This window comes from Halopseudomonas sp. (assembly GCF_036960865.1).
Lineage (GTDB): Bacteria > Pseudomonadota > Gammaproteobacteria > Pseudomonadales > Pseudomonadaceae > Halopseudomonas.
Genome location: NZ_JBALWE010000004.1, coordinates 74,508 through 101,418, shown reverse-complemented (window position 1 = coordinate 101,418; position 26,911 = coordinate 74,508). Strand labels below are relative to the sequence as shown.

General features: G+C 60.6%; 26 protein-coding genes. 7 read left to right on the top strand and 19 right to left on the bottom strand.

Annotation, left to right across the window (positions count from 1 at the left end; all coding sequences use genetic code 11):
• Positions 1-7 precede the first annotated feature (7 nt).
• The 9 genes from V7747_RS06875 to wrbA form a co-directional block, all read right to left on the bottom strand.
• On the bottom strand, positions 8-490 hold the full coding sequence (locus V7747_RS06875) for a nucleoside deaminase (RefSeq protein ID WP_335615315.1): 483 nt from the start codon (positions 488-490) through the stop codon (positions 8-10).
• A gap of 77 nt (positions 491-567) precedes the next feature.
• Positions 568-1,359, bottom strand: coding sequence for an ABC transporter permease (locus tag V7747_RS06870; protein ID WP_335615314.1), 792 nt, complete (start codon positions 1,357-1,359; stop codon positions 568-570).
• Entirely contained in the window at positions 1,340-2,125 is a 786-nt protein-coding gene (locus V7747_RS06865) for an ABC transporter ATP-binding protein (protein ID WP_335615313.1), read from the bottom strand. The genes V7747_RS06870 and V7747_RS06865 overlap by 20 nt, the downstream gene beginning before the upstream one ends.
• A 3-nt stretch (positions 2,126-2,128) precedes the next feature.
• Positions 2,129-3,124 carry an ABC transporter substrate-binding protein gene (locus V7747_RS06860; RefSeq protein WP_335615312.1) on the bottom strand — a complete coding sequence of 332 codons (996 nt, stop codon included), beginning with the start codon at positions 3,122-3,124 and terminating at the stop codon, positions 2,129-2,131.
• Positions 3,125-3,384: 260 nt separating this feature from the next.
• On the bottom strand, positions 3,385-4,335 hold the full coding sequence (locus tag V7747_RS06855) for a DMT family transporter (protein WP_335615311.1): 951 nt from the start codon (positions 4,333-4,335) through the stop codon (positions 3,385-3,387).
• Positions 4,332-5,135: an ABC transporter permease gene (locus tag V7747_RS06850; RefSeq protein WP_335615310.1), complete on the bottom strand. Its 804-nt coding sequence runs from the start codon at positions 5,133-5,135 to the stop codon at positions 4,332-4,334. The genes V7747_RS06855 and V7747_RS06850 overlap by 4 nt, the downstream gene beginning before the upstream one ends.
• Complete coding sequence (locus V7747_RS06845) at positions 5,132-6,007, bottom strand: ABC transporter ATP-binding protein (protein WP_335615309.1); 876 nt, start codon at positions 6,005-6,007, stop codon at positions 5,132-5,134. Before V7747_RS06845 ends, V7747_RS06850 begins: the two co-directional genes overlap by 4 nt.
• Positions 6,008-6,074: 67 nt before the next feature.
• A complete protein-coding gene (locus V7747_RS06840; RefSeq protein WP_335615308.1) occupies positions 6,075-7,097 on the bottom strand; it encodes an ABC transporter substrate-binding protein in 1,023 nt (340 codons plus the stop codon).
• Positions 7,098-7,335: 238 nt separating this feature from the next.
• Positions 7,336-7,989, bottom strand: coding sequence for an NAD(P)H:quinone oxidoreductase (gene wrbA / locus V7747_RS06835; RefSeq protein WP_335615307.1), 654 nt, complete (start codon positions 7,987-7,989; stop codon positions 7,336-7,338).
• 153 nt (positions 7,990-8,142) lie between these two features.
• Here wrbA and V7747_RS06830 point away from each other — a divergent pair, with 153 nt between their 5' ends.
• The 3 genes from V7747_RS06830 (at position 8,143) to V7747_RS06820 (ending at position 10,669) form a co-directional block, all read left to right on the top strand.
• Positions 8,143-9,114, top strand: a complete 972-nt coding sequence (locus V7747_RS06830; protein ID WP_335615306.1) for an isopenicillin N synthase family dioxygenase — start codon at positions 8,143-8,145, stop codon at positions 9,112-9,114.
• Entirely contained in the window at positions 9,107-9,850 is a 744-nt protein-coding gene (locus V7747_RS06825) for an alpha/beta fold hydrolase (protein WP_335615305.1), read from the top strand. The genes V7747_RS06830 and V7747_RS06825 overlap by 8 nt, the downstream gene beginning before the upstream one ends.
• Before the next feature lie 216 nt (positions 9,851-10,066).
• Positions 10,067-10,669 carry an REP-associated tyrosine transposase gene (locus tag V7747_RS06820; RefSeq protein ID WP_335615304.1) on the top strand — a complete coding sequence of 201 codons (603 nt, stop codon included), beginning with the start codon at positions 10,067-10,069 and terminating at the stop codon, positions 10,667-10,669.
• Positions 10,670-10,832: 163 nt separating this feature from the next.
• Here the strand turns inward: V7747_RS06820 and V7747_RS06815 are convergent, their stop codons facing one another.
• On the bottom strand, positions 10,833-11,822 hold the full coding sequence (locus tag V7747_RS06815) for an ABC transporter substrate-binding protein (protein WP_335615303.1): 990 nt from the start codon (positions 11,820-11,822) through the stop codon (positions 10,833-10,835).
• Positions 11,823-11,846: 24 nt separating this feature from the next.
• Complete coding sequence (locus tag V7747_RS06810) at positions 11,847-12,770, bottom strand: isopenicillin N synthase family dioxygenase (protein WP_335615302.1); 924 nt, start codon at positions 12,768-12,770, stop codon at positions 11,847-11,849.
• Positions 12,771-13,106: 336 nt separating this feature from the next.
• On the opposite strand from V7747_RS06810, the gene V7747_RS06805 reads away from it, so the two are divergent.
• The 3 genes from V7747_RS06805 (at position 13,107) to V7747_RS06795 (ending at position 17,271) form a co-directional block, all read left to right on the top strand.
• A complete protein-coding gene (locus V7747_RS06805; RefSeq protein WP_335615301.1) occupies positions 13,107-14,474 on the top strand; it encodes an 8-oxoguanine deaminase in 1,368 nt (455 codons plus the stop codon).
• 482 nt (positions 14,475-14,956) lie between these two features.
• Complete coding sequence (locus V7747_RS06800; RefSeq protein ID WP_335615300.1) at positions 14,957-16,567, top strand: RNA-directed DNA polymerase; 1,611 nt, start codon at positions 14,957-14,959, stop codon at positions 16,565-16,567.
• Positions 16,564-17,271: a hypothetical protein gene (locus V7747_RS06795; protein ID WP_335615299.1), complete on the top strand. Its 708-nt coding sequence runs from the start codon at positions 16,564-16,566 to the stop codon at positions 17,269-17,271. The genes V7747_RS06800 and V7747_RS06795 overlap by 4 nt, the downstream gene beginning before the upstream one ends.
• 549 nt (positions 17,272-17,820) lie before the next feature.
• Here V7747_RS06795 and V7747_RS06790 read toward each other — a convergent pair.
• Positions 17,821-18,525, bottom strand: coding sequence for a glutathione binding-like protein (locus V7747_RS06790; protein ID WP_335615298.1), 705 nt, complete (start codon positions 18,523-18,525; stop codon positions 17,821-17,823).
• Between the two features lie 154 nt (positions 18,526-18,679).
• Here V7747_RS06790 and msrB point away from each other — a divergent pair, with 154 nt between their 5' ends.
• Positions 18,680-19,102 (top strand): peptide-methionine (R)-S-oxide reductase MsrB, encoded by a 423-nt coding sequence (gene msrB, locus V7747_RS06785; protein WP_442909201.1) that lies wholly within the window; start codon positions 18,680-18,682, stop codon positions 19,100-19,102.
• Between the two features lie 63 nt (positions 19,103-19,165).
• Here the strand turns inward: msrB and V7747_RS06780 are convergent, their stop codons facing one another.
• The 7 genes from V7747_RS06780 to V7747_RS06750 form a co-directional block, all read right to left on the bottom strand.
• Entirely contained in the window at positions 19,166-20,122 is a 957-nt protein-coding gene (locus V7747_RS06780) for an isopenicillin N synthase family dioxygenase (protein WP_092286779.1), read from the bottom strand.
• 60 nt (positions 20,123-20,182) lie between these two features.
• Positions 20,183-21,529 (bottom strand): amidohydrolase family protein, encoded by a 1,347-nt coding sequence (locus V7747_RS06775; RefSeq protein ID WP_335615296.1) that lies wholly within the window; start codon positions 21,527-21,529, stop codon positions 20,183-20,185.
• Positions 21,530-21,672: 143 nt separating this feature from the next.
• Positions 21,673-22,326, bottom strand: coding sequence for a TetR/AcrR family transcriptional regulator (locus tag V7747_RS06770; RefSeq protein ID WP_335615295.1), 654 nt, complete (start codon positions 22,324-22,326; stop codon positions 21,673-21,675).
• Between the two features lie 70 nt (positions 22,327-22,396).
• Positions 22,397-23,155, bottom strand: a complete 759-nt coding sequence (locus tag V7747_RS06765) for an outer membrane protein OmpK (protein ID WP_335615294.1) — start codon at positions 23,153-23,155, stop codon at positions 22,397-22,399.
• 57 nt (positions 23,156-23,212) lie between these two features.
• On the bottom strand, positions 23,213-24,139 hold the full coding sequence (locus tag V7747_RS06760; protein ID WP_335615293.1) for an ABC transporter permease: 927 nt from the start codon (positions 24,137-24,139) through the stop codon (positions 23,213-23,215).
• Between the two features lies 1 nt (position 24,140).
• Positions 24,141-25,223, bottom strand: a complete 1,083-nt coding sequence (locus tag V7747_RS06755; RefSeq protein ID WP_335615292.1) for an ABC transporter permease — start codon at positions 25,221-25,223, stop codon at positions 24,141-24,143.
• Positions 25,210-26,760, bottom strand: a complete 1,551-nt coding sequence (locus V7747_RS06750; protein WP_335615291.1) for an ABC transporter ATP-binding protein — start codon at positions 26,758-26,760, stop codon at positions 25,210-25,212. The genes V7747_RS06755 and V7747_RS06750 overlap by 14 nt, the downstream gene beginning before the upstream one ends.
• Positions 26,761-26,911: the final 151 nt, after the last annotated feature.

The window sequence follows — 26,911 nt, the reverse complement described above, 5'->3', positions numbered from 1 at the left end:
GCGCGGTTCAGTCCTTCCAGAAATCCGCATGCACCTGCACAGACTCTTCTTCCAGCAGCGGGCCAACCACCTCGACCTTGCGCTGGCCGGCGTCAAATACCGTGCGGCACGGCAGGTCGAGGGTCGGGTTTTCCGGGTGGTTGCCGGTCAGTTCCTTCAGGCGCTTTTCGCTGGCGCCGTAGACCACCCGGCCAACGCCGGCCCAGTAAACGGCACCGGCGCACATGGCGCAGGGCTCGGCAGAGGTGTACATGGTGCAGCCGGCCAGCACTTCTGGTAAGTAAGTGGTGTTGGCACGGGTCATCAGTACACGCTCGGCGTGACCGGTCATGTCATGGTCGGGCAGGAAGGCGTTGAGCTGCTCCATCAGTACCTTGCCCTCGGCATCCACGAGGATGGCGGCGAAGGGGTGGATGCCCTGCTCGGCGGCTTGTTCGGCCAGGCGGAAGCTGTCACGCAGAAAGTGGATGTCGCGTTCGGTATGGCTCACAAAAATGGTCCTTGTTGCATCTATTATTGCTGGATGTAGGGCGTGGCCGGGCAGTGTTTGTAATGCCCGGCAGCGACTTATTTTTTCTTCGGCAGGCTCCAGGCGAAGAAGATCTGCTGGGTCCACTGCACCGACTTGAACAGCAGCAGGCTGACAATCGCGAGGAAGAACAGACCGGCGAAGGCCTGCGGAATCTTGAAGAAGGAGGTCGAGAACTGGATGAAGTAGCCCAGCCCTTCTTCGGCGGCAACAAACTCGGCCACCACCGCGCCGATGATTGCCAGGGTGATGGCTACCTTGAGGCCGCTGAAGATGTGCGGAATCGCATAGGGAATACGGATCTGCCAGGTTTCGCGGCGGGTGGGCGCATCCAGCGAACGGCTCAGTTCGATCAGCTCGGCCGGTGTTTCGTTGATCCCGGTAGCGGTAGAGACCACCAGCGGGAAGAAGGTCAGCAGGCAGGTGATCAGCACGCGCGAGGGGTCGTCCGAGCCCATCATCACGATGATCAGCGGCGCGACCGCGACCACCGGGGTGGACTGCACCACCACCAGCAGCGGGTAGAGGGTGCGCGAGAGAAACTCCGAGCGCATCATCGCAATCGCCAGCGGAATACTGATCACGATCGACAAGGCAAAGCCCATCAGCGCCACGCGCAGGGTGGCCCACAGGTGCATCATCCAGCGGCTGAATTCAACGTCGAAGAAGGCGCTGAAAATCGCCGATGGAGCCGGCAGTACGTAGGCCGGCAGTTCAAACACCCGGCAGACCACTTCCCAGAGCACCACCAGGCCAACAAAGAACAGCCAGGGCGAGAGGTTCAACAGCAGCGCGCGGCGCGCGGCGGCGTCAGTGGGCGTCTGGCTCATAGATATGTTTCCTTATGCGGTCAGTCAGCTCGCTGAAGCGGGGATGTTTGATGGTCTCCGGGCTGCGCGGGCGCGGCAGGTCGACCTCGATCAGGTCCAGCACACTGCCGGGTCGCTTGCTCATGACCAGCACACGGTCGGCCAGCAACACGGCTTCGGAAATCGAGTGGGTGATGAACAGCACCGTCTTGGGCTGTTCGTCCCAGATTTTCAGCAGATCGAAACCGATCTGTTCACGGGTCATGGCATCCAGCGCCGAGAACGGCTCGTCCATCAGCAGGATGTCGGGGTTGAGCAGCAGGGCGCGGACAATGCCCACGCGCTGTTGCATGCCGCCGGACAGTTCGTCGGGCATCTTGTCGGCAAAGGCCTCGAGCCCGGCCATGGCCAGCAGCTCGTTGGCGCGCTTTTCATCCTGCGCGCCATAGCGGCCAAACTTGTGCTTGAGCGGAAAGAGCACATTCTTGCGAACGCTCAGCCACGGCAGCAGGGTCGGCTTTTGAAACACGATGCCAACGTCGTCACGGGGGCCGTTGACCTGCTTGCCGAATACGCTGACTTCACCCTCGCTCGGCACCAGCAGGCCGGACACCATGCGCAGCAAGGTACTCTTGCCGCACCCGGAGGGGCCCACCACCGCGACAAACTCGTGGCGGTTGATGTCGAGGTCGATGTTCTGCACTGCGAGCGGGCTGCCGGGGGTGGGGTCATAGCGATGCCCCACTCCCACCATCCGCACGAAGGCACGTTCGCTAGTTTGCTCCATGGATTACTCCGCAGCAGGCATGAAGTCGCGGTTGACGATGGTTTCCGGGTCCAGTGAATCGGCGCTCAGCTCGTTGGCCTCGGCGACCCACTTCCAGGTGGTGGCAATGCGCTCGGGCGTCATGCTGCCCAGGCCGTCGGCCTTGCTGATGTCGTTGAACACCAGTTCCATGGAGTCGCCGATTTGTGCGGTAGCAACGGCGGCGTCGACTTCGGGCACCATGGTGTGCAGGTCGGCTGCGGCTTTTTCCGGATGCTCATTGGTGAAGCGCAGCGACTTGTCGAAGGCACGCATGAAGCGCTTGGCCACGTCCGGGCGCTCGCCGAGGAACTTGTCGCTGGCGACCACGGCGGAGCTGTACAGCAACAGACCGGCGTCGGACCAGCGGATCACGTTGATGTCCTTGCCGGCGGCCGCGGCCTGTTGCTTGAACAGGGCGATGTTGGTGACCCAGGCGATGATGGCGTCGGTGTTGCCGGTAACCAGCATCGGGCCCAGGGCGCCCGGATCGGATTTGGTCAGGCTTACCGCGTCAGCGGGCATATCGTTGGCTTTCAGCACCAGCGGCAGGAAAGCATTGGATGAGGTGAACGGTGAGGTGGCGACCTTTTTGCCAGCGATGTCGCTGAAGTTCTCGATGCCGGAGTCAGACAGCGAGAAGAAGGCGTGCGGGCCCTGGTTGAAGATCATGTAGACGGCACTGACCGGCACGGTATCCTGCGCGCGGGCGGCCATCAGGGCGCCAATGTCGGCACTGCCGATGTCGGCCTGCCCGGTGGCGATCTTGGTGATGGCGTCGGTGGAGCCGCGGCCGCTGGCGATGCTGACCTCCAGCCCTTCGTCGGCAAAGAAGCCCTGCTGTACGCCGACGTAGACCGGGGCCTTGTCGCCACCGGGCAACCAGTCGAGCTGATAGGTAACCTTATCGGCAGCTGCTGCCATACCGCTGGCAGACATGGCGATGACCATCGCCAGAACGCCGGATGCTTTCTTTAACATAGTCTTTCTCCACAGGGGTTTAGTGTTTGGCTTTATATCCTGACCACTTGGGCAGGTTTTAGTGATCAAGAGCAAATTGCGGGCCAGCTTGGCGTTTTGCCAGCAGAGACCTTGGGAGCCGCACAATTAAAGGGCCCGGCGCCGTGCCGGCGTCGTTGGCGATTCTGCAACCGCAGGCCGGGAGAGGATTTGTGCACGGAGTTGGTGCGCTGCACCACGGCTGGGCGCAATGGGAGGGCGCCCGGCCGAGGTGCGGGCACTCAGCTGCTGGTGGTCTCCGCCTCGCGCCGCAGGCGCAGCGCCTGACGCCGGTCGCCCAGGCCGACCACCAGAATGCCGGCAGCAATCAGGGCAAAGCCGATCAGGTCGGTATGGGTTGCCTGCTCGTGCAGAAACAGACTGGAGGTGATCAAGCCCACCGCCGGCACCGCAGCCGAGCTGACCGACAGGCTCACCGCCGGTAGCGAGCGAATGGCGGCCACCTGTGCTGCCACGCACAGGCCGGAGGCCACCGCACCGCTGAACACCAGCTGCCAGGCAAAAGCCGGTTGCCAGAGGATCTCGCCGGGGTCTTCAAACCACAGCGCCAGCGGGGTGAGTACGGCCACCGAGACCAATAGCTGCCAGGGAATCAGCGAGAGCACATCGCCCTGCCAGTGATGCTGGCGCACATGGATCAGGCCGGCCGTCCAGACCAGGGTGGCAAGCATGATCAGGCCGCCGCCGATAAACACATTGGAGTCGTCCCACCCCAGCGACAGCGGGTTGAATACCGTCAGCAGGCCAGCCAGCCCCAGACCCACGCCCAGGGCGCGCGGTGCGGTAAAACGCTCACCCAGAAACAGCGCCGCTGCCGGCACCACCCAGATGGGCGTGGTATAGGCGAGGATCGCCGCCCGCCCGGCTGGCAGAAACTGCAGCCCCAGTGTCACCAGCGAAATAAACGCCATGTTCTGCAGCACGCCGACCGAAAACAGCACCGGCCAGTCGGCCCGCGGCGGCAGACGCAGGATGCCCATGGCCGCAGCGATGGCGAACATGGTGAGGGTACCCAGCGCCATCCGCATGCTGGTGAACAGCAGCGGTGGGCTGTTTTCCAGGCCCAGTTTGAGGATCGGAAAATTCAATCCCCAGGCCAGTGCAGTGAAGCCCAGCAGCAGATAGCCCAGGCCAAAGGCGTAGCTCGGCGTGGCCCGGTTGGCACGGCTCAATGTTCCACTTCCAGCGCGCTCTCGTGCCAGTTGCGCAGAGCGCGGTCGGACAGCCAGACCATCAACGCGAACAGCGCAATCCCGGTCAGGGTAATCAGTACCAGCGCGGCGAACATACGGGGAATCTGCAGGTTGTAGCCCGATTGCAGAATCAGGTACGCAAGCCCGGCCTTGGAACCGCCGGTGCCGGCGACGAATTCCGCCACCACCGCGCCGATCAACGCCAGACCGCAACTGATGCGCAGCCCGCCGAAGAAGTACGGCAGCGCGCCGGGGATACGCAGACGGGTCAGCTCCTGCCAGCGGCTGGTGCGGTACATGCGGAACATGCTGAGCAGATTGGGATCAACGCTGCGCAGGCCCAGGGTGGTGTTGGAAATGATCGGGAAGATGGCAATGATCACCGCGCAGACGGTGAGCGCCCAGGTAGTGTCGTCGACCCAGATGATGATCAACGGGGCGATGGCCACCACCGGCGTCACCTGCAGCAGTACGGCATAGGGAAATAGGCTGAGCTCGATCCACTTGCTCTGGATAAACAGCAGCGAAGCCGCCACGCCCAGCACTACCGCGATGACGAAGGCCAGCAGGGTGATCTTCAGTGTCATCATCAGGGCGTTGAGCAGGGTTGCCCAGTCTGCGACCAGCGATTTCATGATCTCGATTGGCCCCGGCAGAATGTACTTGGGCATCTCGAAGGCGACCACGGCAATCTCCCAGCACAGCAGGAAAAACACGCCGACCGCCAGCGGGGCAGCGATCTTGACGAAATTGTCGTTCTGAATCAGCGGCGCTTTCATGCCTTGCTCTCCTGTGTTGCGCCCATGGCGCTGGCCCGCTCCAATGCCTGCGAGACCTGGCGACAGTAGCCGGCAAACTCGGTCGAGACGCGAAAATCGGCGTTCCGCGGGAAGGGCTGATCAATCTTGATGTCATCGACGATGCGACCGGGCCGGGCCGCCATCACCACCACGCGGCTGGACAGGTAGACCGCCTCGTAAACGCTGTGGGTGACGAACACGATGGTCCAGCCGTTCTTCTGCCAGAGCTTGAGCACGTCGTCGTTGAGTTTGTTGCGGGTCATCTCATCCAGCGCGCCGAAGGGTTCATCCATCAGCAGCAGGTTGGGCTCGGTGACCATGGCGCGGGCAATCGAGGCACGCATCTGCATGCCGCCGGACAGCTCACGCGGAAAGGCATTGTCGAAACCCTTGAGGCCGACCATCTCCAGCGCCTGGTCGATCTTCTGTTCGGTATCCGGGCCGCTCTGGTGCTCCAGATCCAGCGGCAGCCTTACGTTCTTGCGTACCCGTGCCCAGGGCATCAGGGTCGCGTTCTGGAATACGAAGGCCAGTTTGCGGCCCTTGTCGCCGACTACGCCGTAGTCCTGTTCCCAGAACTTGACGCTGCCGGTGGTCACATCGCCCAGCCCGGCCATGATGCGCAGCAGGGTACTCTTGCCGCAGCCGGAGGGCCCCAGCAGGCTGACGAATTCGCCCTGGCGTACGGTCAGATCCGCGCCCTTGAGCGCGACCGTGCCGTTGGCGTAGATCTTGTTCACGCCTTCCACCTGCAGCACCGGGCGACCGTTGCTGCTGCCGGCCTTGGCGCTCGGCTCATCGGCGGGCGCCGGATTGCTGGGTTTCAGGGGGGTGACTCTGGAAGAGGTCATCTTGTGCTCCCGTGGGCGGCCTGCCGGGCAGGCCACCGTTGTCTGGAAAGGGTCAGGTTGCTGCCGTTCAGGGCAGCACCGGCTCCTTGGGCAGGAAGTCAAGGCTGTAGACGTCGTTGATGTCCAGGTCCTTGTCCACCAGACCGGCATTCAGCATGAACTCGTGGATCTTGGCCCAGCGCGCATCGGTCATCACACCAATGCCGCCTGTGGTTGCGTCACCGCCGGTGACCAGACCGTATTCCTTCATCTTCTCGATGCCGTAGGCGATCTGCTCATCGGTCATTTCCGGGTTGGCTTCCTGAATCAGCTGGTTACCCGGTGCCGGGTCCTTGAAGTAGCTGGCCCAGCCTTCCATGCTGGCCTGCACGAAGCGGCGCACCAGGTCGGGGTTCTGCTCGATCAGCTTGTCGGTGGTTTCGATGGTGGTGGCGTAGGCCGGGTAGCCGTAGTCCGCCAGCAGGAACACCGATGGCTTCACGCCAGCCTTCTCCATCGCAAAGGGCTCGGACGACAGGTAGCCCTGCTGCACGATGCTGTCGTCAGCCAGGAAGGGCGCCACGCTGAAGGTGTAGGGGCGGATCATGTCATCGGTGTAGCCGTACTTGGATTTCAGCCAGGGCCAGAAGGTGGTGTTGGCAAAGGCGGCAATATAGACCGGCAGGCCCTCTTCCTTGACCTGCTCCAGCGAGGTGATGTGCGGGTGTGCAATCAGTGCCTGGGGGTCACCCTGGAAGGCCGCTGCCACGGTTTTGACCGGCAGCCCTTCTTCGACTGCCTTGACGTTGCCGATCGGGTAGCCCATGGAGAAGTCGCGCTTGCCGGCCACCAGCAGCTGTATGCCGTTGACCTGCGGGCCGCCCATCTCGATGGACACGTCCAGACCGTACTTTTCATAGATGCCAGTCGCCTTGGCCTGGTAGAAACCGCCGTGTTCGGCCTGGGCGTACCAGTTGGTGCCGAAGACCACTTCGTCCAGTTCGGCGGCGGACACCGTGGCGTTAAGGCCGCCGGCAACGGCCAGCGACGCGGCCAGGGCCGTGAGGCCGCGCTTGGCGGAGGACATCAGGGGCTTGCGTGTATCGCGCATATTCATACTCCAGTGGATTTTATTAGCTGACCATTTATTCAATATTTTCTGGAGAGCAAGCAGCGTGCCACATGGACAAAAGCGCTGTTTTTCCATTTCCTGATCAATTGGTCAGTAAATTTATGCACCGGATTGCGACAGCCACGGGTTCCGCTGCACCGCCATTGCACAAAAAATAGTCAGTGGGGCTGGCCGGCCTGCGCCGGCGTTACCCTGCACCGGAAGCCGCTCCACTGCGTCAGTGCTTGCTGGCGGCAAGGTCCACCGAAGAGGGTTCCGGGACGATCTGAGCGGCCAGTCGCGCGACCCTGGCGCCGAGGGCACGGCCGATGGAAAGCTCGCCGGAATCCACCCCCAGGCTGCCGTCAAATCCGGTCACTGCAGAGGCGCCGTAGGGCGAACCGCCACTGCGGGTGTGCACCAGCTCCGGCACGCTGTGCGGCACGCCCGCCAGCACCATGCCGTGTTGCAGAAACGGCAGCAGCAGGTTGAGCAGGGTCATCTCGTTACCGGAATGCATGCCGCCGGTAGAGGTGAAAGCCGCGCCCACCTTGCCGATCAGCGCGCCCTGACGCCACAGCGGCGCGACCTCATCGATAAAGGCGCGCAGTGGCGTGCTCATCAGGCCGTAGCGCGTGGGCGAGCCCCAGATGATGCCGCCGGCCCATTCCAGATCGGCAGCGCTGGCCTGCGGCAGGCTGCGGTATTCGGTTTGCGCGGCAATGAAGTCGGCGCGTTCGGTATCCACGCTGAATTCCGGCTCGCTGAGCGCCACACGGCACAGGCGTACCTCGGCCTGATCAGCGGCGGCGCCTTCAGCGATGGCCTTGGCCAGTGCCAGTGTGCTGCCATAACGGGAGTCGACAACGATGCAGATGCGCGACGGTTTCATGAATGCTCCTCGGGTAATTGATGGTGGATTGGTGCGCCGGGAAAGGAATTCGGCACGCCGCTGCGCATTGGCATGCAATATGAATACCTGACCAGCTGGACAGTAAAAATGAGCAGGGCAACCTGCACTCACCATAGAGGAGACCAGGCAACCATGGCGGCACAGCAATCATCCCCGGCACACGGCCTGCCGATCATCGACCTGAGCGCGCTGTTCGCCGCTTCGGCCGAGGCCAAGGCGGCAGTAGGTCGCGCCCTGCGCGAGGCCTGCGAGCACACCGGGTTTTTCTATATCAGCGGTCATGGCATTGATCCGGCGCTGATTCAGCGTGTTTTTGCGCAATCGCAGGCCTTCTTTGCCCAGCCCATGGCGGCCAAGCTGCAGACCGACAAGGCGCAATCCAAGGCCAACCGCGGCTATGAAAAGCTCGGCGGGCAAACGCTGGAGCCGGGTATGCCGCCGGACCTGAAGGAGGGCTTCTACATTGGTGAAGAACTGGCCGAGGATCACCCGCGGGTGTTGGCCGGGCGCTTCAATCAGGGGCCGAATCAGTGGCCGGTCGAGCTGCCTGCGTTCCGCCCGGCGATGCAGGACTACTACGACGCCATGCTGACGTTGAGTGAACGCATCATGGCCGGGCTGGCGCTGTCGTTGCAGCTGCCGGAAGACTTCTTCGCCGATTTCTGCCATGAGCCGTTGTGCACCCTGCGCTTGCTGCACTACCCGCCGCAACCGGCCAAACCCCTGCCCGGTGAAAAGGGCTGCGGCGCGCATACCGACTTTGGCGGCATCACCATATTGCTGCTGGATGACAAGCCCGGCCTGCAGGTATGGGATGCCAAGGGTGAACGCTGGATGGATGCGCCGCCGATCCCCGGTACCTTTGTGGTCAATCTGGGCGACATGATCGCGCGCTGGACCAACGACCGCTACCGCTCCACCCTGCACCGGGTGGTGAACACCTCCGGCGCCGAGCGCTACTCGGTGCCCTTCTTCTACAGTGGCGCTCCCGAACACGAGGTGCGCTGCCTGCCGGTTTGTCTGGCGGCGGGTGAGTCGCCCAAGTACCCGGCCACCACGGTCGAACAGCACCTGCAGGAGATGTACCGGAGGACCTATGTCTGAGCAGCCCACCTTCGTCCTGATTCACGGCGCCTGGGCTGGCAGCTGGGTGTGGGACAGTCTGCGCGCTGTGCTGCAAGGCCAGGGCTACAACGTGGTCACTCCGGATATGCCAGGCAACTCGCGCAACCCCGCCACGCCCGAGCAGATCAACATGGCCGGCTGCCTGCGTGCAGTCGAGGCATGCTGCGAAGCTGTCAGCGGCCCGCTGTTGATCGTCGGGCATTCCGGCGGCGGCGTGATTGCCACCCAGGTGGCAGAAGTCATGGCCGAGCGAGTGGCGGGCGTCGCCTACATCGCCGGCATGATGCTGCCCAGCGGCCTGGGTTTTGCCGAGCTGGCCGCAGAAGCGCAAAAGACTCACCCCGAGGCCGTCGGAATTTGGCCCTATCTGCGCTGGAGCGAGGATCGCCAATGGTCCAGCGTGCCCGCCGAGACGGTCTGCGAGGTATTTTTGCAGGACTTGCCGCGTGAGCAGGCAATGGCGGCGGCGCAGCTGTTTTGCGCGCAGCCGGAAGGCACCCGCGCGCTGGTGGCTGAATGGACGCCGAAGCGCTTTGGTCGCCTGCCGCGCCTGTATATTGAGGCCACCCAGGACAGATCAGTCATCCTGCCGGTACAGCGGCGCATGCAGCTGCTGGTGCCGGGGGCCGAGGTGGTCAGCCTGGATTGTGGGCACGTCCCGCAGGTGGTGGCGACCGATGCGGTTGCCGATGCGCTGCTGGCGTTCGCCAGCTAAACGGGAAGGCCGAGTTCCAACTCGGCCTGGGAGGGTCGAGCTCCCGCTCGACCAGCGGACCTCTGTGCATCCTGCATGGTCGAGTTGGAACTCGACCTTCCCAAGCCCGCTTTTTGCCGTAGCAGATCAGCACTGGCGCACACTGCTGATCCTGACGACTGGTGTAGCTCGATAACGCTTCGTAGGTTGTGCTTTTTCTGCCACAGAGCACAAGGAATGAACCCAACCGAACGCCCACATCGAGGCTGGTACACCTCGCGACGCCTCCCTCATTTCGATTCGCCGGACTCTCTGCAGTTCATCAGCTTTCGCCTCGTCGATAGCCTGCCCCAGCAGCTGCTTTCGCAGTGGCACCGTGACCTGGCAGCACTGCCCGCCATTGAGCGTCTGACTGAACTACGTCAGCGGATGGAGGCTTGCCTTGATCGTGGGCTTGGGTGCTGTGTCCTCGGGCATCCGGCCATGGCGGCAACATTGCAGCAGGCATTCAATCACCATGATGGAAAACGCTACCGGCTGCTGGCCTGGTGCATCATGCCCAACCATGTACATGTGCTGATCAAACCTGAGTGGCCATTGGCGAAAATCGTCCAGACCTGGAAGGTCTGGTCAGCGCGTCGCGCCCGAGACCATGCCGGACAGTTTAACTTTGCTCTGCCGGCACGAGGTCTGTGGATGCGTGGCTTTTGGGATCGCTATATTCGTGACGAGCGGCATTTGCTTGCGGTCGTGGAGTACATACACCAGAACCCGGTAAAGGCGGGGCTGTGCGCCAAGGCCGAAGACTGGCCGTGGTCCAGTGCTAACCGCAGCTGCTAGAGCAGCACGCCGGAAGGCCGAGTTCCAACTCGGCCACGGGGATGCACGGAGCCCAGCTGGTCGAGCGGGAGCTCGACCCTCCCATGGGAAGGCCGAGTTCCAACTCGGCCACGAGGATGCACGGAGCCCAGCTGGTCGAGCAGGTGCTCGACCTTCCCAGTGTTTACTCCGCGCCGTACAGAGCCTTGACGAAGGTCAGATCAAAGGCCTTCTGCCACTCCAGATCCGCCGGCAAGGTCTCGGCCTTGACCATATCGTTGAAGAACGACTGCCAGTGCGCCTCGGTCATGTTGCCGTATTTGCCACCCTCGGCATCGCCGGCCAGCAGAATGTTGTCGTCCTGCAGTTTGGCGATGCTGTAGGCCAGCAGTTCATCCTGCATTTCAGGGTTGTCCTGCTTGATCAGTGCGTTGGCCGGGGCCGGGTCCTTGAAGTAGGCGGCCCAGCCTTCTGCGGTCGCCTCCACCATGGCCTGTACGACCTCCGGGTTGGCATCGACCATCTGTTGCGTGGTGTCCAGGGTGCAGGCGTAGGCGGCCCAGCCAAAGTCGGCGAGCAGCAGGCTCTTGCCCTTCACCCCGGCCTGGTCGAGAAAGTAGCCGTCGTTGGTGACGTAGCCCTGCTGCACCGCCTCGGGGTCGGCGATGAAGGGGCCAAAGCTGTAGTCATAGGGGCGCAGCTGATCATCGCTGAAGCCGTATTCGGCCTTCATCCACGGCCAATAGGCGACGCGGCCGGCGGTAGGCATGCGGATGCCCTTGCCCTCCAGGTCGGCCAGCTCATTGATCCCGGCGCCTTCATGCACCACCAGGGTTTGCGGGTCCTTCTGGAACCAGGCCGCGACCGTGACCATGGGGATATCCTGCTTGACCGCGTTCAGCGACTGCAGCGCGTAGCCCATGCTGAAGTCGGTCTTGCCGGCCATCAGCAGCTGCACGTTATTCACCTGCGGGCCGCCCATCTTGATGGTCACGTCCAGGCCGTGCTTCTCGTAAATGCCCGCGGCCTTGGCGGCGTACAGCCCGCCGTGTTCCGCCTGCGCATACCAGGTGGTGGTGACGGTGACCGGGGTCAGGTCGGCAGCGCTGGCGCTGGCCGCACTGAAGCCCAGGGCGAGGGCCAGGGCGCTAAGTTTCAATCGGCTGTGTTGCATGGGTAAGGCTCCTGTCATGGTCAATCAGTAAGTCGCGTTAAGGCGTTCAAGCAGGTGATCGCCGGCGCTGATGGGTGCGTAGCGCGGCGGGTTGTCGGCATCGCTGCAGGTGCTGATGCAGCGGATGTCGGCGCTGTGATTGGGGTGGCAGAAAAAGGCGATGGAGTAACGCTCGCGGTTGCTGGAGCGCAGGTTGACCTTGTGCGGCGTTGAGCAGAACACGTGATTGGTCCAGCGTTGCATCAGGTCGCCAGTGTTCACCACCACGGTGCCGGGAATCGGCGTGGCGGCGATCCAGTCGCCGGCGCGGGTGCGTACCTCCAGCCCGCCGGCGTCATCCTGAAACAGCAGGGTAATACTGCCGTAATCGGTATGTTCGCCCGCGCGACTCTCGCCGCCCTGGGCGCTGAAGCCCGTCGGTAGCGCCGGGTAGTGCAGCAACCGCAGCGTGTGGTGATGCTGATCATGGGCGCTGACGAAAAAGTCTTCCGGTTGCTGCAGCGCCAGGGCAAAGGCCTGCAGCACGCGGTCAGCGGTAGCCACGCACTGTTGCAGAAAATCCTCCATCTGCGGTCGAAAGGCGGGCAGCTCGGCGGGCCACAGATTACGCGGACCCTCTGGCTGCTCGGGTGCCAGATTGAAGGCTTCTTTCAGGTCGCCGGGCTTGTTCGGGTCGAGCCGTTCTCGGCGCACGCCCACGTAGCCACGGTTACTCTCGGCGTTCTGCCAGGCAACCGCCTGCTTGGCATCGTCGCTCAAGGCAAACAAGGCCTGCGAATCGGCAAAGGCTTGCTGCAAGCTGGCCTGCGGCATGCCGCAGCCGGCCAGGTAAAAGAAGCCCCAGTCGCTGCTGGCCTGGCGCATCTGCGCCGCCACCTCGGCGCGGGCGGCGGCGTCGCCGTCGATGAAGGGGGAAAAGTCGATTACCGGTATTGAGTCTGTTGTCATCAGTGTCTCCTGTTGCGGGTACATGCACCGCCGCCTGGCGGCGGTGGATTAATACGACCTGCGGTTTAGTCCTCGAACCCGTGTTCAGGACGACACGACTCATAACCTGACCAGTCACGCAAGAATTGAAAAAGCAAGGGCTGTGCCAAGCGCTCTGGCACGGGAATGACTGCGCGATTGCGGGCCAAAACAGCCTGCTAATGCACTGATACTGTGCTGATATGAGAGCTATGGCACCCAATCTGCGCGGTTTTGCAGCGGCCCCGGAATTGCATGTCGCGCGGTATGAGTAATTTTTGTCCTGCTGGTCAACATAACGAAATATCGAGGAATCGCATGTCACCCACCTTGCTGCTCAAGAACGCGCTGGTCATCGCCACCCTGGATGACGAGCAACGTGAAATCGCCAACGGCTCCGTGTTTATTCGCGGCAACCGCGTCGAAGCGGTCGGCCCCGCCAGTGAACTGCCAGACACCGCTGACAAGGTCATCGACATGACCGGCCACGTGCTGATCCCCGGCCTGATCAACACCCACCATCACATGTTCCAGTCCCTCACCCGCGCCCTGCCCGCCGCGCAGGATGCCGAGCTGTTCGACTGGCTCACCGCGCTGTTCCCGGTCTGGCAGAACATCACCCCGGCCATGCAGCGCGCCGCCACCCGCACCGCGATGGCCGAGCTGATGCTGTCGGGTTGCACTACCGCCGCCGACCACGCCTACCTGTACGTCAACGGCACCCGGCTGGACGACAGCGTGCAGGCCGCCGAGGAAATGGGTATGCGCTTTCACGCCGTGCGCGGCGCCATGAGTCTGGGCCAGAGCAAAGGTGGGCTGCCGCCGGATGCCCTGGTCGAGCAGGATGAAGACGCCATCCTCAACGAGATGCGCAGGGTGGTGGAAGAGCTGCACGACGCCACGCCCGACGCCATGATCAAGGTCGCCCTCGGCCCCTGCTCACCCTTTACCGTGACAACCGACCTGATGCGCGAAGGCGCTGCTTTGGCGCGCTCCTACGGCGTTGGCCTGCACACCCACACCGCCGAAAACGCCAAGGACCTTGCCTTCAGCAAGGAGCGCTACGGCATGACCCCCACCGAGTACACCGAATCGGTCGGCTGGGTCGGGGCAGACGTATGGCACGCCCACTGCGTGCATCTGGATGACCCGGGCATCGCCCTGTTCGCCCGCACCGGTACTGGCGTCGCCCACTGCCCCTGCTCCAACATGCGCCTGGCCTCCGGCATCGCGCCCATCCGCAAGATGCGCGATGCTGGCGTAAAGGTCGGCCTGGGCGTGGACGGCAGCGCCTCCAACGACACCAACAACCTGCTCGACGAAGCCCGCCAGGCCATGCTCTCGGCCCGCGTACGCGATGAGAACCCAACCGCCATGAGCGCCCGCGAAGCCCTCTACATAGCCACCCGCGGCGGCGCCGACGTGCTCGGCCGCAGCGATGTGCTGGGCCGTATTCAACCCGGCTACTGCGCCGACATCATCGCCTTCCGCACCGACGATATCGCCTTGGCGGGCGCTCTGGTTGATCCCATTGCCGCGCTGGTGTTCTGCACGCCGCAGCGGGTGGCGCATAGCATCATCAATGGGCGGCAGGTGATAGAGGATGGGCGGCTTTTGACGCGGGAGATTCCGTTGATTATTGAGGAGCATAATCGGTTGGCGCGGGAGTTGGTGATGGGTAAGTGAGTGGTGCTTGATCGTTCCCAAGCTCTGCGTGGGAATGCATCTCTGGACGCTATGGGTCAGCCTTGTAACGCTGCGGCGTTGTCACTTCAGCCTTTCGCCTGATGGCGAGCAGGGGGAAATGCATGGCCATTTCCCCCTGCACCCCCTAGGCCACCCCAACTACACGGCCCTGCGGGTTCGCTGCGTTGCTCGGTCTGGCGGGGATGCTCGCAAACTCGGCGCTGCGCACCTCAGACACCGCGAGCACCTTTTTCCCGCCAGCCCTGCGCTACTCGCCCGCGTAGACGGGGATTTGGGGTCCGTGCATGGCACACATGCTTCGTTGGGCTACATCATTTCCGACCCCAATATTTTTTTGTTTCTGCAAGAAAAGATAGCTGCAACTATGACACCTGTAGGCCGTGATCGTATCGCTTTGGACTGAAGGCGGTTAGAGTACCTAGGTATAAAAAATAGGCGCACTGGCGCTAATGGAGTAGACCATGCCTGTTGTAGCAAAAAGGATATTCGAGTTAGCGGTAAAAAATGTAGCCAAGTTTGGTGATACCGATATTTTTCCTTATCCAATTGAGAATCATATTTTCAATGATAAACCTCAGGACGTTGTGGGGGTTCTAGAGGAAATAGACAAAGATTTTGATTCGGCTGTGGCAAAAATGCCGATATTGACGGCTAAAAATCTTTCTGTCGTGGGATATAGCGGTTTTAGGTGGGGGACGCAAATTGACCCCATTTGGAATGCTTACTTGCTTGCACTAGTATTAACGGTCGCTGAAGAGCTTGAAGCGAAACGGCTGGGGCCAGAAATTGTATTTTCATATCGTTTTAAATCTGATCCAGAGACAGGGTCGCTTTTCAATAAAAATATTGGCTGGCAGCAGTTTCAAGCTACTTCGATACAGCGCGCTCAAAATAGCGCATATGTTCTTAAGTGCGATATTTCCGACTTTTATCCAAGAATTTATCACCACCGCTTAGAGAATGCGCTAAAGAAAGCGACAAAAAACGGTACTGTTATAAAAAGAATAATGTATATTTTGATGGCGATTTCAGACAATGTGTCTTACGGTTTGCCAGTTGGAGGGCCAGCAGCAAGAATTCTTAGCGAGCTGCTGCTAAATAGGGTAGACCGCCTATTGATGAATGAGTCCATTCCATTTTGCCGTTTTGTTGATGATTTTGTGATTTTTGCAGATGACAAAGAGCATGCTTATTCCTATCTTATCTCTTTGAGTGACCTGCTGTTAACTAATGAGGGACTGTCACTTCAAAAAAATAAAACTAGGATAATGACCGCGAAGGAATTTTTATCTACTTCGGAATTTACTGCACCGGAGGAGCATGAAGACGAGAATGACACCGAGGAGCGAGCCTTCAGGCGTCTAAGAGTTTACTATGACCCTTACTCATTGACAGCGGAAAAAGATTACGAAGAGCTAAAGGAAGAGTTGGCGAGATTCGATATAGTTGGAATGTTGGGGCGTGAGCTGTCAAAGAGTCGTATCGATGAGGGGTTAGCGCGAAGGTTAATTTCAGCACTAAAGCATCTTAAGCCATCTATCCAGAATGATGCAGTTAAATCACTCATGAATAGTTTAGATCTTTTGTATCCAATATTTCCGGCAGTGATGCTGCTTTGCCGTGGGCTTTTGGATACTCTGGAGGATGAGGTGAGGGCTGACGTCTTTACCAGGCTTAGGGCTCTTGTGAATACAAACTCTTACATCACACAAGTCCCTACTAATCTCTCATTTGCCTTGAAAGTCCTTGGGTTAGATTATTCGGAGGAGTCCGAAATTCTAATATCCTCATTGTATAAAAAACCATTAAATATGATGATTAAGAGAGATATTATATTGATGATGGCCCATCGTGGTGCAGATCATTGGATTTCTAATTGTCGTAAGAGTTACTCTACGCTTACCGTTTGGGAGCGCCGAGCTATGCTGATAAGCTCCTACATTCTAGAGGACGAAGGGAGTCACTGGAGAGACTCAATAAAATCAGATTTAAACGATTTCGAAAAAATAGTTCTTAAATGGACTGCTGAGTCTAAGCAGAAAAGTCCTCAGAGCTGGAGGATACCTGTATGATATCTGAGCACCATTTCGCTTCCAGCTTTACATCCGTTTGGCACAAAATCACGCCGTTGGCTGACAACTATTGGCGACGAGAAAACCTTAGGGTTACTCGTGAACTCAATCCCGTTGAAAAAAATGTTTCTCCGATTCTACGGGGTTTTGTCAATGAGCTGGCATTTGAAACATTTGTCGCTGCTAGGAAAAAAGGCGTTCTTTTTAATGAGCGTCAGTTAGCAAGCTTGGCAAGTGAAAACGTCGAGTCAGTAGCTACTTATATTTTAAGAATAACTGGTGATGCTGATTCGGTGATGTTTAATCTTGATTCTGCAGCGGAAACAGAAGTGGTGCTGTTAGCTCAAAATCTGAATTTAGCTTTTCCATCTTTTCATTCCACTAGTTTTAGGCCTAAGTTTGCGGGGTGCGGCATTGTTTCTTCTTGCGAAGGCGACCTCATTTATCAAGATTGTTTATATGAGGTGAAAGCAGGTGATCGGGGTTTCAGGGTTAGTGATATAAAGCAACTTTTGATTTATTCAAGTTTAGCTTTTGCAGAGGGAAATATAGGTTTTACCAAGGTTGGTTTGTTTAATCCTCGTAATGGGTTTCGTTGGGAGAGAACATTGGACAAGCTTTGTGTTGAGCTTAGCGGTGTAAGAGAAAGTGACGTTCTTTCAAGCATTGCTGCGAACATGTCGCAATTAGCTAGTTCGCGTTAGCCCTTTTTACGCGGTTAGCGTCAGACTATGTCAACCCTTAAAAAAGAACATGAATTCGTGCTAAACGGACAGGCAATGGTTCATCCGACCCTAGTTAAATTTTGTGGCCGAGTTTCATACCCGATTTTGGGCTGGGCCACTCTCGGGTTCTTGCCCTGTAATTACAAAGAACAATCAGAATGCACGGATCCCAATCCCGTGTAGGCGGGCGAGTAGCGCAGGGCTGGCGGGAAAAAGATGGGCAAGGTGTCTGAGGAGCGGAGCGACGAGTTTTTGCCCATCCCCGTCAGCCCGAGCAACGCAGCGAACCCGCAGGGCCGCGTAGTCGGGTGCCCCGGGGGATCGCTAAGGGGGGCCGGGCAAGCGGCCCCCCTTGGCTCGCCAGGTAGGCGAGAAGCGAGCTATCAGTCTGCACATCAATCAGCTAGGCAGCTTTCGTTCAGAGTGTTGGGTTTGGCAGGCATGGACGCAGAGCGTCCGAGGCTGCGTTCCCATGCAGAGCATGGGAACGATCAGTGCACGGTCATGGCAGGAGTGGCACGCAGCGCCTCAATCCCGCGCCGGGATTTCAAGGCCCCGCTGCACCGCAGGCCGCGCCATAAAGGCGTCATACACCCGCCGCACCTGGGTAAAGTTCTCGAACTCGACCAAAGGCCCCGCCTCATAAAACTCCAGCATGCCGCGAATCCATGGGAACACGGCGATGTCGGCGATGCTGTACTTGCCGTCCATGATCCAGTCCTTGCCCTTCAGGTGCTTGTCGAGCACGCCGAGCAGGCGCTTGGTTTCATCGATATAGCGCTGACGCGGGCGCTGATCTTCAACGTCCTTGCCATCGAACTTCACGAAGTAGCCGAGTTGGCCAAACATCGGCCCGATGCCGCCGATCTGGAACATCAGCCATTGCAGGCACTGGTAGCGCTCGGCTGGGTCACGCGGCATCAACTGGCCGCTCTTCTCCGCCAGATAAACCAGGATGGCACCGGACTCGAACAGCGCCAGCGGCTGGCCGTGCGGGCCGTTGGGATCGAGGATGGCGGGGATCTTATTGTTCGGGCTGACCGAGAGAAACTCGGCAGTAAACTGATCCTTTTCACCGAAATCAACCAGGTGCGGCTCATAGGCCAGCTCGATCTCCTCCAGCATGATGGATGCCTTGACGCCGTTGGGGGTGGGCAGCGAGTACAGCTGCAGGCGCTCGGGATGGGTCGCCGGCCACTTCTCGGTAACGGCATAACTTGAAAGGTTGGACATGATACCTCCGCTGAGTTGGAGAGGATGTGAGCAAGGCTAGACCGTGCGATACGCGGCACGTTTTCCGCCTGTAACCCTGATAAGCTTTTGGAGTCCCATGCTGGTGACTTGTTCAATTTTGCGGAGGTGAAAGGTGCAGAACTGGAATGATGTAATGGCCCGCGCGTCGGGTGGCAATCCGGAACCGCCACGCCGGGTACAGAAGACCGAGGCCGAATGGCGTGCGCAGTTGAGCGAGGAGGAGTATCGGGTCACCCGTCAGGCGGGCACCGAGCGCGCGTTCAGTTCAGAGATGTGCAGCCTGTTTGAACCCGGTATTTACGCCTGCGTGTGCTGCGGCACCGAGCTGTTTGATGCCGGCCACAAGTTTGAATCGCACAGCGGCTGGCCGTCGTTTACCCAGCCGCTGAAAGACAATGTGGTCGCCTGCAAGATGGACAATAGCCACGGCATGCAACGCGTGGAGAACACCTGCAATGTCTGCGATGCGCACCTGGGGCATGTGTTCCCGGATGGGCCACCGCCGACCGGCCTGCGTTTTTGCATGAATGCGGTGGCGCTGAAAAAGGTCGGTTAACGGGCTTTGCGCCGTGTTGATACACGGCGCAGGCATTACATGGCGTCAATTACATTGCGTCCCTTACATGGCGTCAGCGTCTGTGCGGTGCTCATAGGTGGCGTTCAGGCGGTGTGTCAGGTACTCGGCGCAGGTAATCGGCGGGTACTTGGGCTGCTCGTTCGGCACTATGTCGCGCGGGTCGACGACGGCATCCGGATCGACTTCCAGGAAGAAGGCAATCGAGTAGCGCTCCTGCTCCGGCGGCTTGACCCGGTGCGGGGTTGAAACATAGGTGTCGTTGCTCCAGCGCATCAGGCAGTCGCCGATGTTGCAGACGAAGGCGCCAGGAATGTGCGGCGCATCTATCCAGTTGCCCTGGCGGGTAGCCACCTGCAGGCCGGCGACCTTGTCGGTGGCCAGCAGGGTGACGTTGCCGTAATCGGTGTGCGCGCCGGCGCCGCCGTCTTCACGGGTGATTTCACCGGCGCTGGCCGGGTAGCGCAGCATGCGCAGGGTGGCGATGGGCTCTTGCAGGTGCGCGTCGAAGAAGTCCTCGCGCAGCCCCAGGTCGATGCTGAAGCCGCGGTGAATCAGCCGGCCAAGATCCAGGCAGGCGTCAAAGTAACCCAGCATGGCGCTGCGCCAACCCTCTACCGGCGGCCAGAAATTCACTCCGCGAAACGGCTTGCCGGCGACCACCTCGGGGTGATCCTCGGGAAAGTCGGTGCCGATGTTGAAGGCTTCCTTCATGTCGGCGCCGGCCTCGGGATTGAGCTTTTCATCGGCCATGGCCACGTAGCCACGGTTATGCGGTGACAGTTTGATCGACAGCGCCTGCTTACTTTCCAGTGGCAGGGCGAAGAAGGTCTTGGCGTTGTCGAACGCGCCGCTCATGACGGCCTCGGGAATGCCGTGGTCGATGGCGTAGAAAAAACCGACGTCGCGGCAGGCCTTGCCCAGTTCGGCGGCGGTGGCGGCGCGGACCGCCGGGTCGTCGCTGCGCAGGCCGGCGACGGAAATGATGGGTAGCGATGTCATGGCATCTGCTCCTGTTTTACATTCGATATCGGGTTCAAGTGTGGCTTGGCAGCGCTGCACTCAAAGCATGGACGTACGCAGGTGGGCAATGTCCCGACACTGCTGAAACAGCGCCAGACCCTGCTGCTGGGCCTCGGCGATCAGGCCGGCTTCGCTGACGCGGGTGGCGCGGCCATCGGCAAGCAACTGGCGGCCATCGACCCACACGGCGGCCACATTCTGCGTGCCGGCGGCAAATACCAGGTTCCACAGTAGATTACCGCCACTGTTGGTCAGTTCCGCTGGGGTCAGGTTGGGGCTAGCCAGATCCAGTAGCAACAGGTCGGCCTGCTTGCCGACCTCCAGCGAGCCGATGCGGTCGCCCAGGCCCAGCGCGCGTGCGCCGTTGATGGTCGCCATGCGCAGAATCTGCTCGGCCGGCAAAACGGTGGCGTCGAGCCGCGTGGCTTTCTGAATCAGCGAGGCAAACTTCATTTCTTCGAACAGGCTCAGGCTGTTGTTGCACACCGGGCCGTCGGTGCCCAGGCCGACGGTGATGCCGGCGGCGAGCATCTCTGGTACGCGGGCCACGCCGCTGGCTAGTTTGGCGTTGCTGATCGGGCAGTGGCTGATGCTGGTGCCGGTATCGGCTATGCGCTTGATCTCGTCGTCGTTCAGCCACACGCAGTGGGCCAGCAGGGTGCGTTCGCCGAGAATCCCGTAATGATCCAGCTGGGCAATCGAGCGGCGGCCAAAATGCGCGCTGACAGCGTCGTCTTCTTCCTTTTGCTCGCAGGCGTGGGTGTGGATGCCTACACCATATTCAGCCTGACACTCCAGCGCTTCGCGGTAGGCATCGGGCGTGCAGTAGAACAGATGCTCCAAGCCCATCCACACCTGTATGCGACCGTTCTGGGTGCCGTGGTGGCTGTGGATCAGCGCGCGGTTCTCGGCGCGGGTGGCGAAAAAGTCCTTGCCCGCTTCGTCGGCCACATAGGGTGCGAGATTGACCCGAATGCCGATCTCGTCCGCGGCCTCGGCGCAGCGGTGCATGAAGCGGTACATGTCCATCACGCAGGTGGTGCCGCTCTTCAGCGCTTCCAGATAACACAGGCGGGCCGAGTGATAGGCGTACTCCTCGGTCAGCGCGCGGTGCTCCAGCTGATAGTAGGGCAGCCAGTCCATCAGCTGCATGTTCTCGGTTACCCCGCGCATCAGGCTGGAGTGCGAATGGGCGTCGATCAGCCCCGGCAGCAGCGCATGGCCGCTGGCGTCGATGGTCGGGATACCCGGCGGAATGATCAGTTGATCACTGGGGCCGACGGCGCTGATGCGGCCGTCCTCGACGATCAGGGTGCCACGGGGAATGACCCGGTTATCGGGGTCTACGGTGAAAATGGCTGCATCGCGCAGCGCAAACTGGCTCATCTGTACCTCGGCGGTCAGGAGCGCGGCGGGCTCAGAGGCTGTCCGGCTGTAACACTGTGGGTTGGCTTAGGGTAACGGGATTGCCATTGTGGCGGCAGTGCCGGCGGATTGCCACCGGGGCTGCGTCGGCAGGCGAACGCCGCTCATTTTTTTGGCGGCTCCAGGCCGCAGCCGCGCAGTATGACTTCAGTGAGGAAGTCGGCGGCGTGGTCAAAGTCTTTTTTCTCGTACTCGGCCTTGTTCTCGACCATCAGAATCTGCACCTGAAAGTCCGAGTAATGCTGCGTCGACGACCAGATCAGAAAGATCAGCTGCACCGGGTCAACCGGTGCCATACGGCCCTGGTCGATCCATTGCTGCATGACGCCGGCGCGGCCGCGCACCCATTCGCGCATGTTGGTGCGCAGATGGGTCATCAGAAAGGGCGCGCCCTGGATGATTTCCATGGCAAACAGGCGCGAGGCCAGGGGGTGGGTTCTTGAGGTTTCCACCTTGGTACGAATGAAGGCGGCGATCGCTTCGGCGGGATCGTCGTCTACGGTCACGCTGGAGAACAGGGTGTTCCAGCGTGCAAGAATGTCGTCGAACATGGCGGCATATATCTTCTTCTTGTTGCTGAAGTAGTACAGCACGTTCGATTTGGGCAGTTCAGCACGTTCGGCAATGTTCTGAATGGTGGCGCCGCGAAAACCGTGCAGGGCAAATTCCTGCTCCGCTGCGGCCAGAATCAACTCGTGGTTGCGCTCACGAATCTTTCCGGGTCGGTAGGTCTTGGATTTGGCAGTGGCGGTGGTCATCAGTCCTGTCTTCCGTGCAAGGGGCGTACTGGTAACAACGGCCCGGTTTACACCGGGCCGTTGTGGTCGATCAGAAGTGCCATTTTACCAGCGCACTGACGGCGCTTTCGGTGTCCATTACGTCGTCGTTCAGGCCGTACTTGTTGTTCCAGTAAGAGTACTCGATACCGGCGTACAGCACCTTGGGCGCGTTGAAGTAGTTACCCACGTCCAGCTTCAGCTGCGGGTTGAAGTGGAAATCGGACTTGTGGTCGTCTTCTGCGGTAGACCAGTCGATGTAACCGTCAAACAGGATGCGGGTAGCACCGAATTCCATGGGCATGCCCCAGACGATAGTGGTCTGATAATCGTCATCGGTTTCGCTGTTCCAGACGCGGTAGAAGCGGGTGGCGAAATACTGGAAGCCAGGCATGTTCCACTCGATACCCGGGCCGACCATGTAGTTGTTGACGTCGGTGCCGCCGCCCATTTCGTATTGACCGGACAGGGTGAAGTCCTTGATCCAGCCGCCAGCGGTGCTCAGGTCGTTGCCGGTCGCCCAGCCCAGGCTCATGTTGGGTGCGAATTCGCCGTACAGGTCGTCGGAGTCGGAATCCTTGCCGTGGCCCTGGTTGCGGTCCACGAAGAAGAAGGTGCTGCCCCAGTTGTGGCCGGTGGCGTTTTCGAAGGTGAAGAAGGTATCGCTGCGCTTCTGTGGGCCAAAGGCCTGATAGTCGTCGCTATAGAGGATCGACAGGCTGGAGTCGGACCAGTATTTCTCGGCGTGTGCTGCAGGTACGAACGCCGCTGCAATGCAGGCAGCGATCAGGGTTTTGCGCATTGTGCTCATGTAATGCTCCTAATAATTCAAGATATGGTTTTTGATTGGCATAGTGGGTGTTACTGGTTATTTACTCGGCCTATAGGGTTGGCCGATTGATAGCGGTGTGTTGAGCCGCGTCCGGGTGGGATTCCAGGACAGCAGCACAAGCACCAGAATGGTGACCACATAGGGCAGCATCGCCAGCAGTTCGGTGGAGCTCTGCCAGCCAAGGCCCTGCAGTACCAGATGCAGGATGCTGGCGGCGCCAAACAGATAGGCCCCCAGCAGTACACGTTCGGGCTTCCAGGTGGCGAAGACCACCAGCGCCAGCGCGATCCAGCCGCGTCCGGCGGTCATGTTTTCGGTCCACATCGGGGTGTAGGCCAGTGACAGGTAGGCACCGGCCAGACCGGCCATGGCGCCGCCAAAGGCCACCGCCAGATAGCGCACCGGCAATACCTTGAGGCCATTGGCGTTGGCCGCCTCGGGCGACTCGCCCACGGCGCGCAGAATCAGGCCGCCGCGGCTGTAGTGCAGGAAGCAGTAGACCAGCACGAACAGCAGCAGCGAGGCGTACACCAGGAGATCCTGGGTGAACAGCACCTTGCCGATCACCGGAATGTCGGACAACAGCGGAATGGCAATTTTGTCGAAGCCGTCGATGGCCTGGCCAACGTAACCGGCGCCGACGAAGGAGCTGAGACCCACGCCGAAAATGGTCAGCGCCAGGCCGGCGGCATACTGGTTGGCTGCCAGCGTCACCGCCATCAGCGCAAACAGCATCGACATCAGCACGCCACCGAGCATGGCGGCGAGCACGCCGATGGCCAGGCTGCCGGAAGTGACGGCGGCCATGAAGCCGATCACCGCGCCCATCAGCATCATGCCTTCCTGGCCCAGGTTGAGTACGCCGGAGCGCTCGCACACCAGCTCACCCAGGGCGACCAGCAGTAGTGGCGTGCCGGCGACCACGGTGGCGGCCAGTACGTTGGTAATCAATACGGCGTCCATCTCAAGCCTCCCCGGCGCTGGCCGCGGGGGCGCGGCGAAAACGAATGCGGTAGTGAATAAAGGCGTCACAGGTCAGCAGATAGAACAGCAGCAGCCCCTGAAACAGCCCGGTGATGGCCTTGGGCAGGTTCATTGCGATCTGCAGCATCTCGCCGCCCATGAAGGTCAGCGCCAGCAGCGCCGCCGCCAGAATGATGCCCACGGCCTGCATGCGGCCCAGGAATACCACGATGATCGCGGTATAGCCGTAACCCGGCGAAACCTGTGGCACCAGTTGGCCGAGCGGCCCGGTCACCTCGCTGGCGCCGGCCAGGCCGGCCAGGCCGCCGGCCAAAATGAAGGCCAGCAGGGTCAGGCGCTTGGCCGGGAAGCCGGCAAAGGCCGCGGCGCGCTCATCCTGGCCCAGCACTTTCAGCTGAAAGCCGATGAAGGTGCGGGCAAAGAGTACGCCCACCGCAACCGCAGCCAGCAGACCGAACAGCAGGCCAATGTGCAGGCGGGTATCGGGGAGCAGCTTGGGCAGCAGCGCGGCAGCGCCAAACATCTCCGATTGCGGGAAGCCGAAGCCGTAGGGGTCCTTCAACGGCCCGTGTACCGCGTACAGCAGCAGGTTCAGGGCGATGTAGTTGAGCATGATGGTGGTGAGGATTTCGTTGCAGTGAAACTGCGTCTTCAATACCCCGGCCAGCAAGGCCCAGAGTGCGCCGGCGATGATGCCGGCCAGCAGCACCACGGGCAGCACCCAGAAGCCGCTCTGCGCGCTGAGTTGCAGCGCAGCCACGCTGGCCCAGAGCGAGCCCATCAGAAAATGCCCTTCAGCGCCGATGTTCCAGATCTTGGCGCGGTAGCAGACGGTCAGGCCGGCGGCGCAGAGCAGCAGCGGCGCCATCTTCAGGCCCAGTTCGGCCCAGCCGTGCGAATCGCTCAGCGGGGTCAGGAAGAAGAAGGTCAGGCCTTCGACCGGGTCCTTGCCAAGGGCCATGAACATGAACAGCCCGGTAATGACGGTTAGTAGCAGTGCCAGCAGCGGAGAAGCCCATTGCATGGCGCGGGAGTCGACGGCGCGACGCTCAAGCGACAGCATGGTGAGTCTCCAGGGTGGCAGTATCAGTAGCAGGGAAATCGCCAGCCATCCACTGGCCGAGTTTCTCGATGGTCAGCTCGCCGGTGGGCACCAGCGGCGACAGCTTGCCAGCGCAGATTGCGCCCATGCGGCCGCACAGCTGGAACAGCTCGTCCAGGTCTTCGGAGATCAGCAGCACGGCGGCGCCGTCATCGCGCAGCTTGACCAGGGCTTCGTGGATCGCCACGGCGGAGCCGACGTCGACGCCCCAGGTCGGATGCGAGGCGACCAGCAGCTTGGGTTGCTGCAGTGCTTCACGACCGATAATGAATTTTTGCAGATTGCCGCCCGACAGGCTGGTGGCCTGACTGTCGATGCTGGCGGTGCGCACACCAAACTGCTCGACCACGCGGCTGGCATACTCGCGTACCTTGCCCAGCGCCACCCAGCCCTTGCCGGTCAGGCCCTGGCCGTAGGCGGTCAGCAGGCTGTTATCGACCAGCGACATGGAGGGCACCGCGCCACGGCCGAGGCGTTCTTCGGGCACTACTGCCACGCCCAGGTTGCGGCGTACGGCAGGGCCGGTGTCGCCGATATTCATGCCGTTGAGTTGCAAGTTGCTGTTGCCGACCCTGATCTCGCCAGACAGGGCGCGCAGCAGTTCGTCCTGGCCATTACCGGCGACGCCGGCAATGCCGACAATCTCGCCGGCGCGCAGCGTCATGCTGATGTTGTCGAGGCTGGTACCAAAGGGATCGCGGGTCTGGTAACTGAGATTGTCGGCCTGCAACAGCAGCTCGCCCGGCTCGCTTGGGTCGACCTGGGTGGACAGCGGTGTTTCGTTGCCGACCATCATGCGGGCGATATCGTCGGTGGTGATCTCGCCCGGATTGCACTCGCCGGTCACCCGGCCCTGGCGCAATACCGTGGCGCGGTGACACAGGTCGCGCACTTCCTGCAGCTTGTGGCTGATAAACAGAATGCTGCAGCCTTCCTGCGACAACTGGCGCAGGGTGCGGAACAGCACCTGTACTTCCTGCGGCGTGAGTACCGACGTGGGCTCGTCAAGAATCAGCAACGAGCTATCCTGAATAAGACAGCGGACGATTTCGACGCGCTGACGCTCGCCAATCGACAGCGTATTGACGAACCGCCGAGGGTCCAGCGCCATGCCGTAGTGTTCCGAGACCTCGCGGATGCGGGCGTCCAGCTTGCTGCGATCACGGGCCTGGGCGGCGGGCAGGCTGAGCGCGATGTTTTCGGCTACGGTCAGGGTTTCAAACAGCGAGAAGTGCTGGAAGACCATACCGATACCCAGTTCGCGGGCATGGGCCGGTCCTTGCAAGGTGAGCGGGTGCCCGTTCCAGGTCAGGGTACCGGCGTCGGGTTGGATCACCCCGTAGATGATCTTCATCAGGGTGCTCTTGCCTGCGCCATTCTCACCCAGCAGGGCGTGTATTTCACCGGCCTGGACTGACAGGTGGACACCGTCGTTGGCCCGGCAGCCGGGGTACTCCTTAACGATGTTTTCCAGTCTCAAGCGTTCTGCGGTTGCCATCCAGCATCCTCAATTAAAATAAACTGACCAACCAATCAACATTTTGTCTGTGAGCAATTTGCTTGCCAAAAGAGTGAAAATATAAAAAATCATATTTTCAGACTAGTTGGTCAAGTTTTTGCAAATACCAACGCATAGACTGCACAGGCCC

What these genes read in the sequence shown, in the direction of transcription:
- V7747_RS06870 (WP_335615314.1), bottom strand. Translation starts at nt 1,359, where the DNA reads ATGAGCCAGACGCCCACTGACGCCGCCGCGCGCCGCGCGCTGCTGTTG.
- V7747_RS06865 (WP_335615313.1), bottom strand. Translation starts at nt 2,125, where the DNA reads ATGGAGCAAACTAGCGAACGTGCCTTCGTGCGGATGGTGGGAGTGGGG.
- V7747_RS06860 (WP_335615312.1), bottom strand. Translation starts at nt 3,124, where the DNA reads ATGTTAAAGAAAGCATCCGGCGTTCTGGCGATGGTCATCGCCATGTCT.
- V7747_RS06850 (WP_335615310.1), bottom strand. Translation starts at nt 5,135, where the DNA reads ATGAAAGCGCCGCTGATTCAGAACGACAATTTCGTCAAGATCGCTGCC.
- V7747_RS06845 (WP_335615309.1), bottom strand. Translation starts at nt 6,007, where the DNA reads ATGACCTCTTCCAGAGTCACCCCCCTGAAACCCAGCAATCCGGCGCCC.
- V7747_RS06840 (WP_335615308.1), bottom strand. Translation starts at nt 7,097, where the DNA reads ATGCGCGATACACGCAAGCCCCTGATGTCCTCCGCCAAGCGCGGCCTC.
- wrbA (WP_335615307.1), bottom strand. Translation starts at nt 7,989, where the DNA reads ATGAAACCGTCGCGCATCTGCATCGTTGTCGACTCCCGTTATGGCAGC.
- V7747_RS06830 (WP_335615306.1), top strand. Translation starts at nt 8,143, where the DNA reads ATGGCGGCACAGCAATCATCCCCGGCACACGGCCTGCCGATCATCGAC.
- V7747_RS06825 (WP_335615305.1), top strand. Translation starts at nt 9,107, where the DNA reads ATGTCTGAGCAGCCCACCTTCGTCCTGATTCACGGCGCCTGGGCTGGC.
- V7747_RS06820 (WP_335615304.1), top strand. Translation starts at nt 10,067, where the DNA reads ATGAACCCAACCGAACGCCCACATCGAGGCTGGTACACCTCGCGACGC.
- V7747_RS06815 (WP_335615303.1), bottom strand. Translation starts at nt 11,822, where the DNA reads ATGCAACACAGCCGATTGAAACTTAGCGCCCTGGCCCTCGCCCTGGGC.
- V7747_RS06810 (WP_335615302.1), bottom strand. Translation starts at nt 12,770, where the DNA reads ATGACAACAGACTCAATACCGGTAATCGACTTTTCCCCCTTCATCGAC.
- V7747_RS06805 (WP_335615301.1), top strand. Translation starts at nt 13,107, where the DNA reads ATGTCACCCACCTTGCTGCTCAAGAACGCGCTGGTCATCGCCACCCTG.
- V7747_RS06800 (WP_335615300.1), top strand. Translation starts at nt 14,957, where the DNA reads ATGCCTGTTGTAGCAAAAAGGATATTCGAGTTAGCGGTAAAAAATGTA.
- V7747_RS06795 (WP_335615299.1), top strand. Translation starts at nt 16,564, where the DNA reads ATGATATCTGAGCACCATTTCGCTTCCAGCTTTACATCCGTTTGGCAC.
- V7747_RS06790 (WP_335615298.1), bottom strand. Translation starts at nt 18,525, where the DNA reads ATGTCCAACCTTTCAAGTTATGCCGTTACCGAGAAGTGGCCGGCGACC.
- msrB (WP_442909201.1), top strand. Translation starts at nt 18,680, where the DNA reads ATGGCCCGCGCGTCGGGTGGCAATCCGGAACCGCCACGCCGGGTACAG.
- V7747_RS06780 (WP_092286779.1), bottom strand. Translation starts at nt 20,122, where the DNA reads ATGACATCGCTACCCATCATTTCCGTCGCCGGCCTGCGCAGCGACGAC.
- V7747_RS06775 (WP_335615296.1), bottom strand. Translation starts at nt 21,529, where the DNA reads ATGAGCCAGTTTGCGCTGCGCGATGCAGCCATTTTCACCGTAGACCCC.
- V7747_RS06770 (WP_335615295.1), bottom strand. Translation starts at nt 22,326, where the DNA reads ATGACCACCGCCACTGCCAAATCCAAGACCTACCGACCCGGAAAGATT.
- V7747_RS06765 (WP_335615294.1), bottom strand. Translation starts at nt 23,155, where the DNA reads ATGAGCACAATGCGCAAAACCCTGATCGCTGCCTGCATTGCAGCGGCG.
- V7747_RS06760 (WP_335615293.1), bottom strand. Translation starts at nt 24,139, where the DNA reads ATGGACGCCGTATTGATTACCAACGTACTGGCCGCCACCGTGGTCGCC.
- V7747_RS06755 (WP_335615292.1), bottom strand. Translation starts at nt 25,223, where the DNA reads ATGCTGTCGCTTGAGCGTCGCGCCGTCGACTCCCGCGCCATGCAATGG.
- V7747_RS06750 (WP_335615291.1), bottom strand. Translation starts at nt 26,760, where the DNA reads ATGGCAACCGCAGAACGCTTGAGACTGGAAAACATCGTTAAGGAGTAC.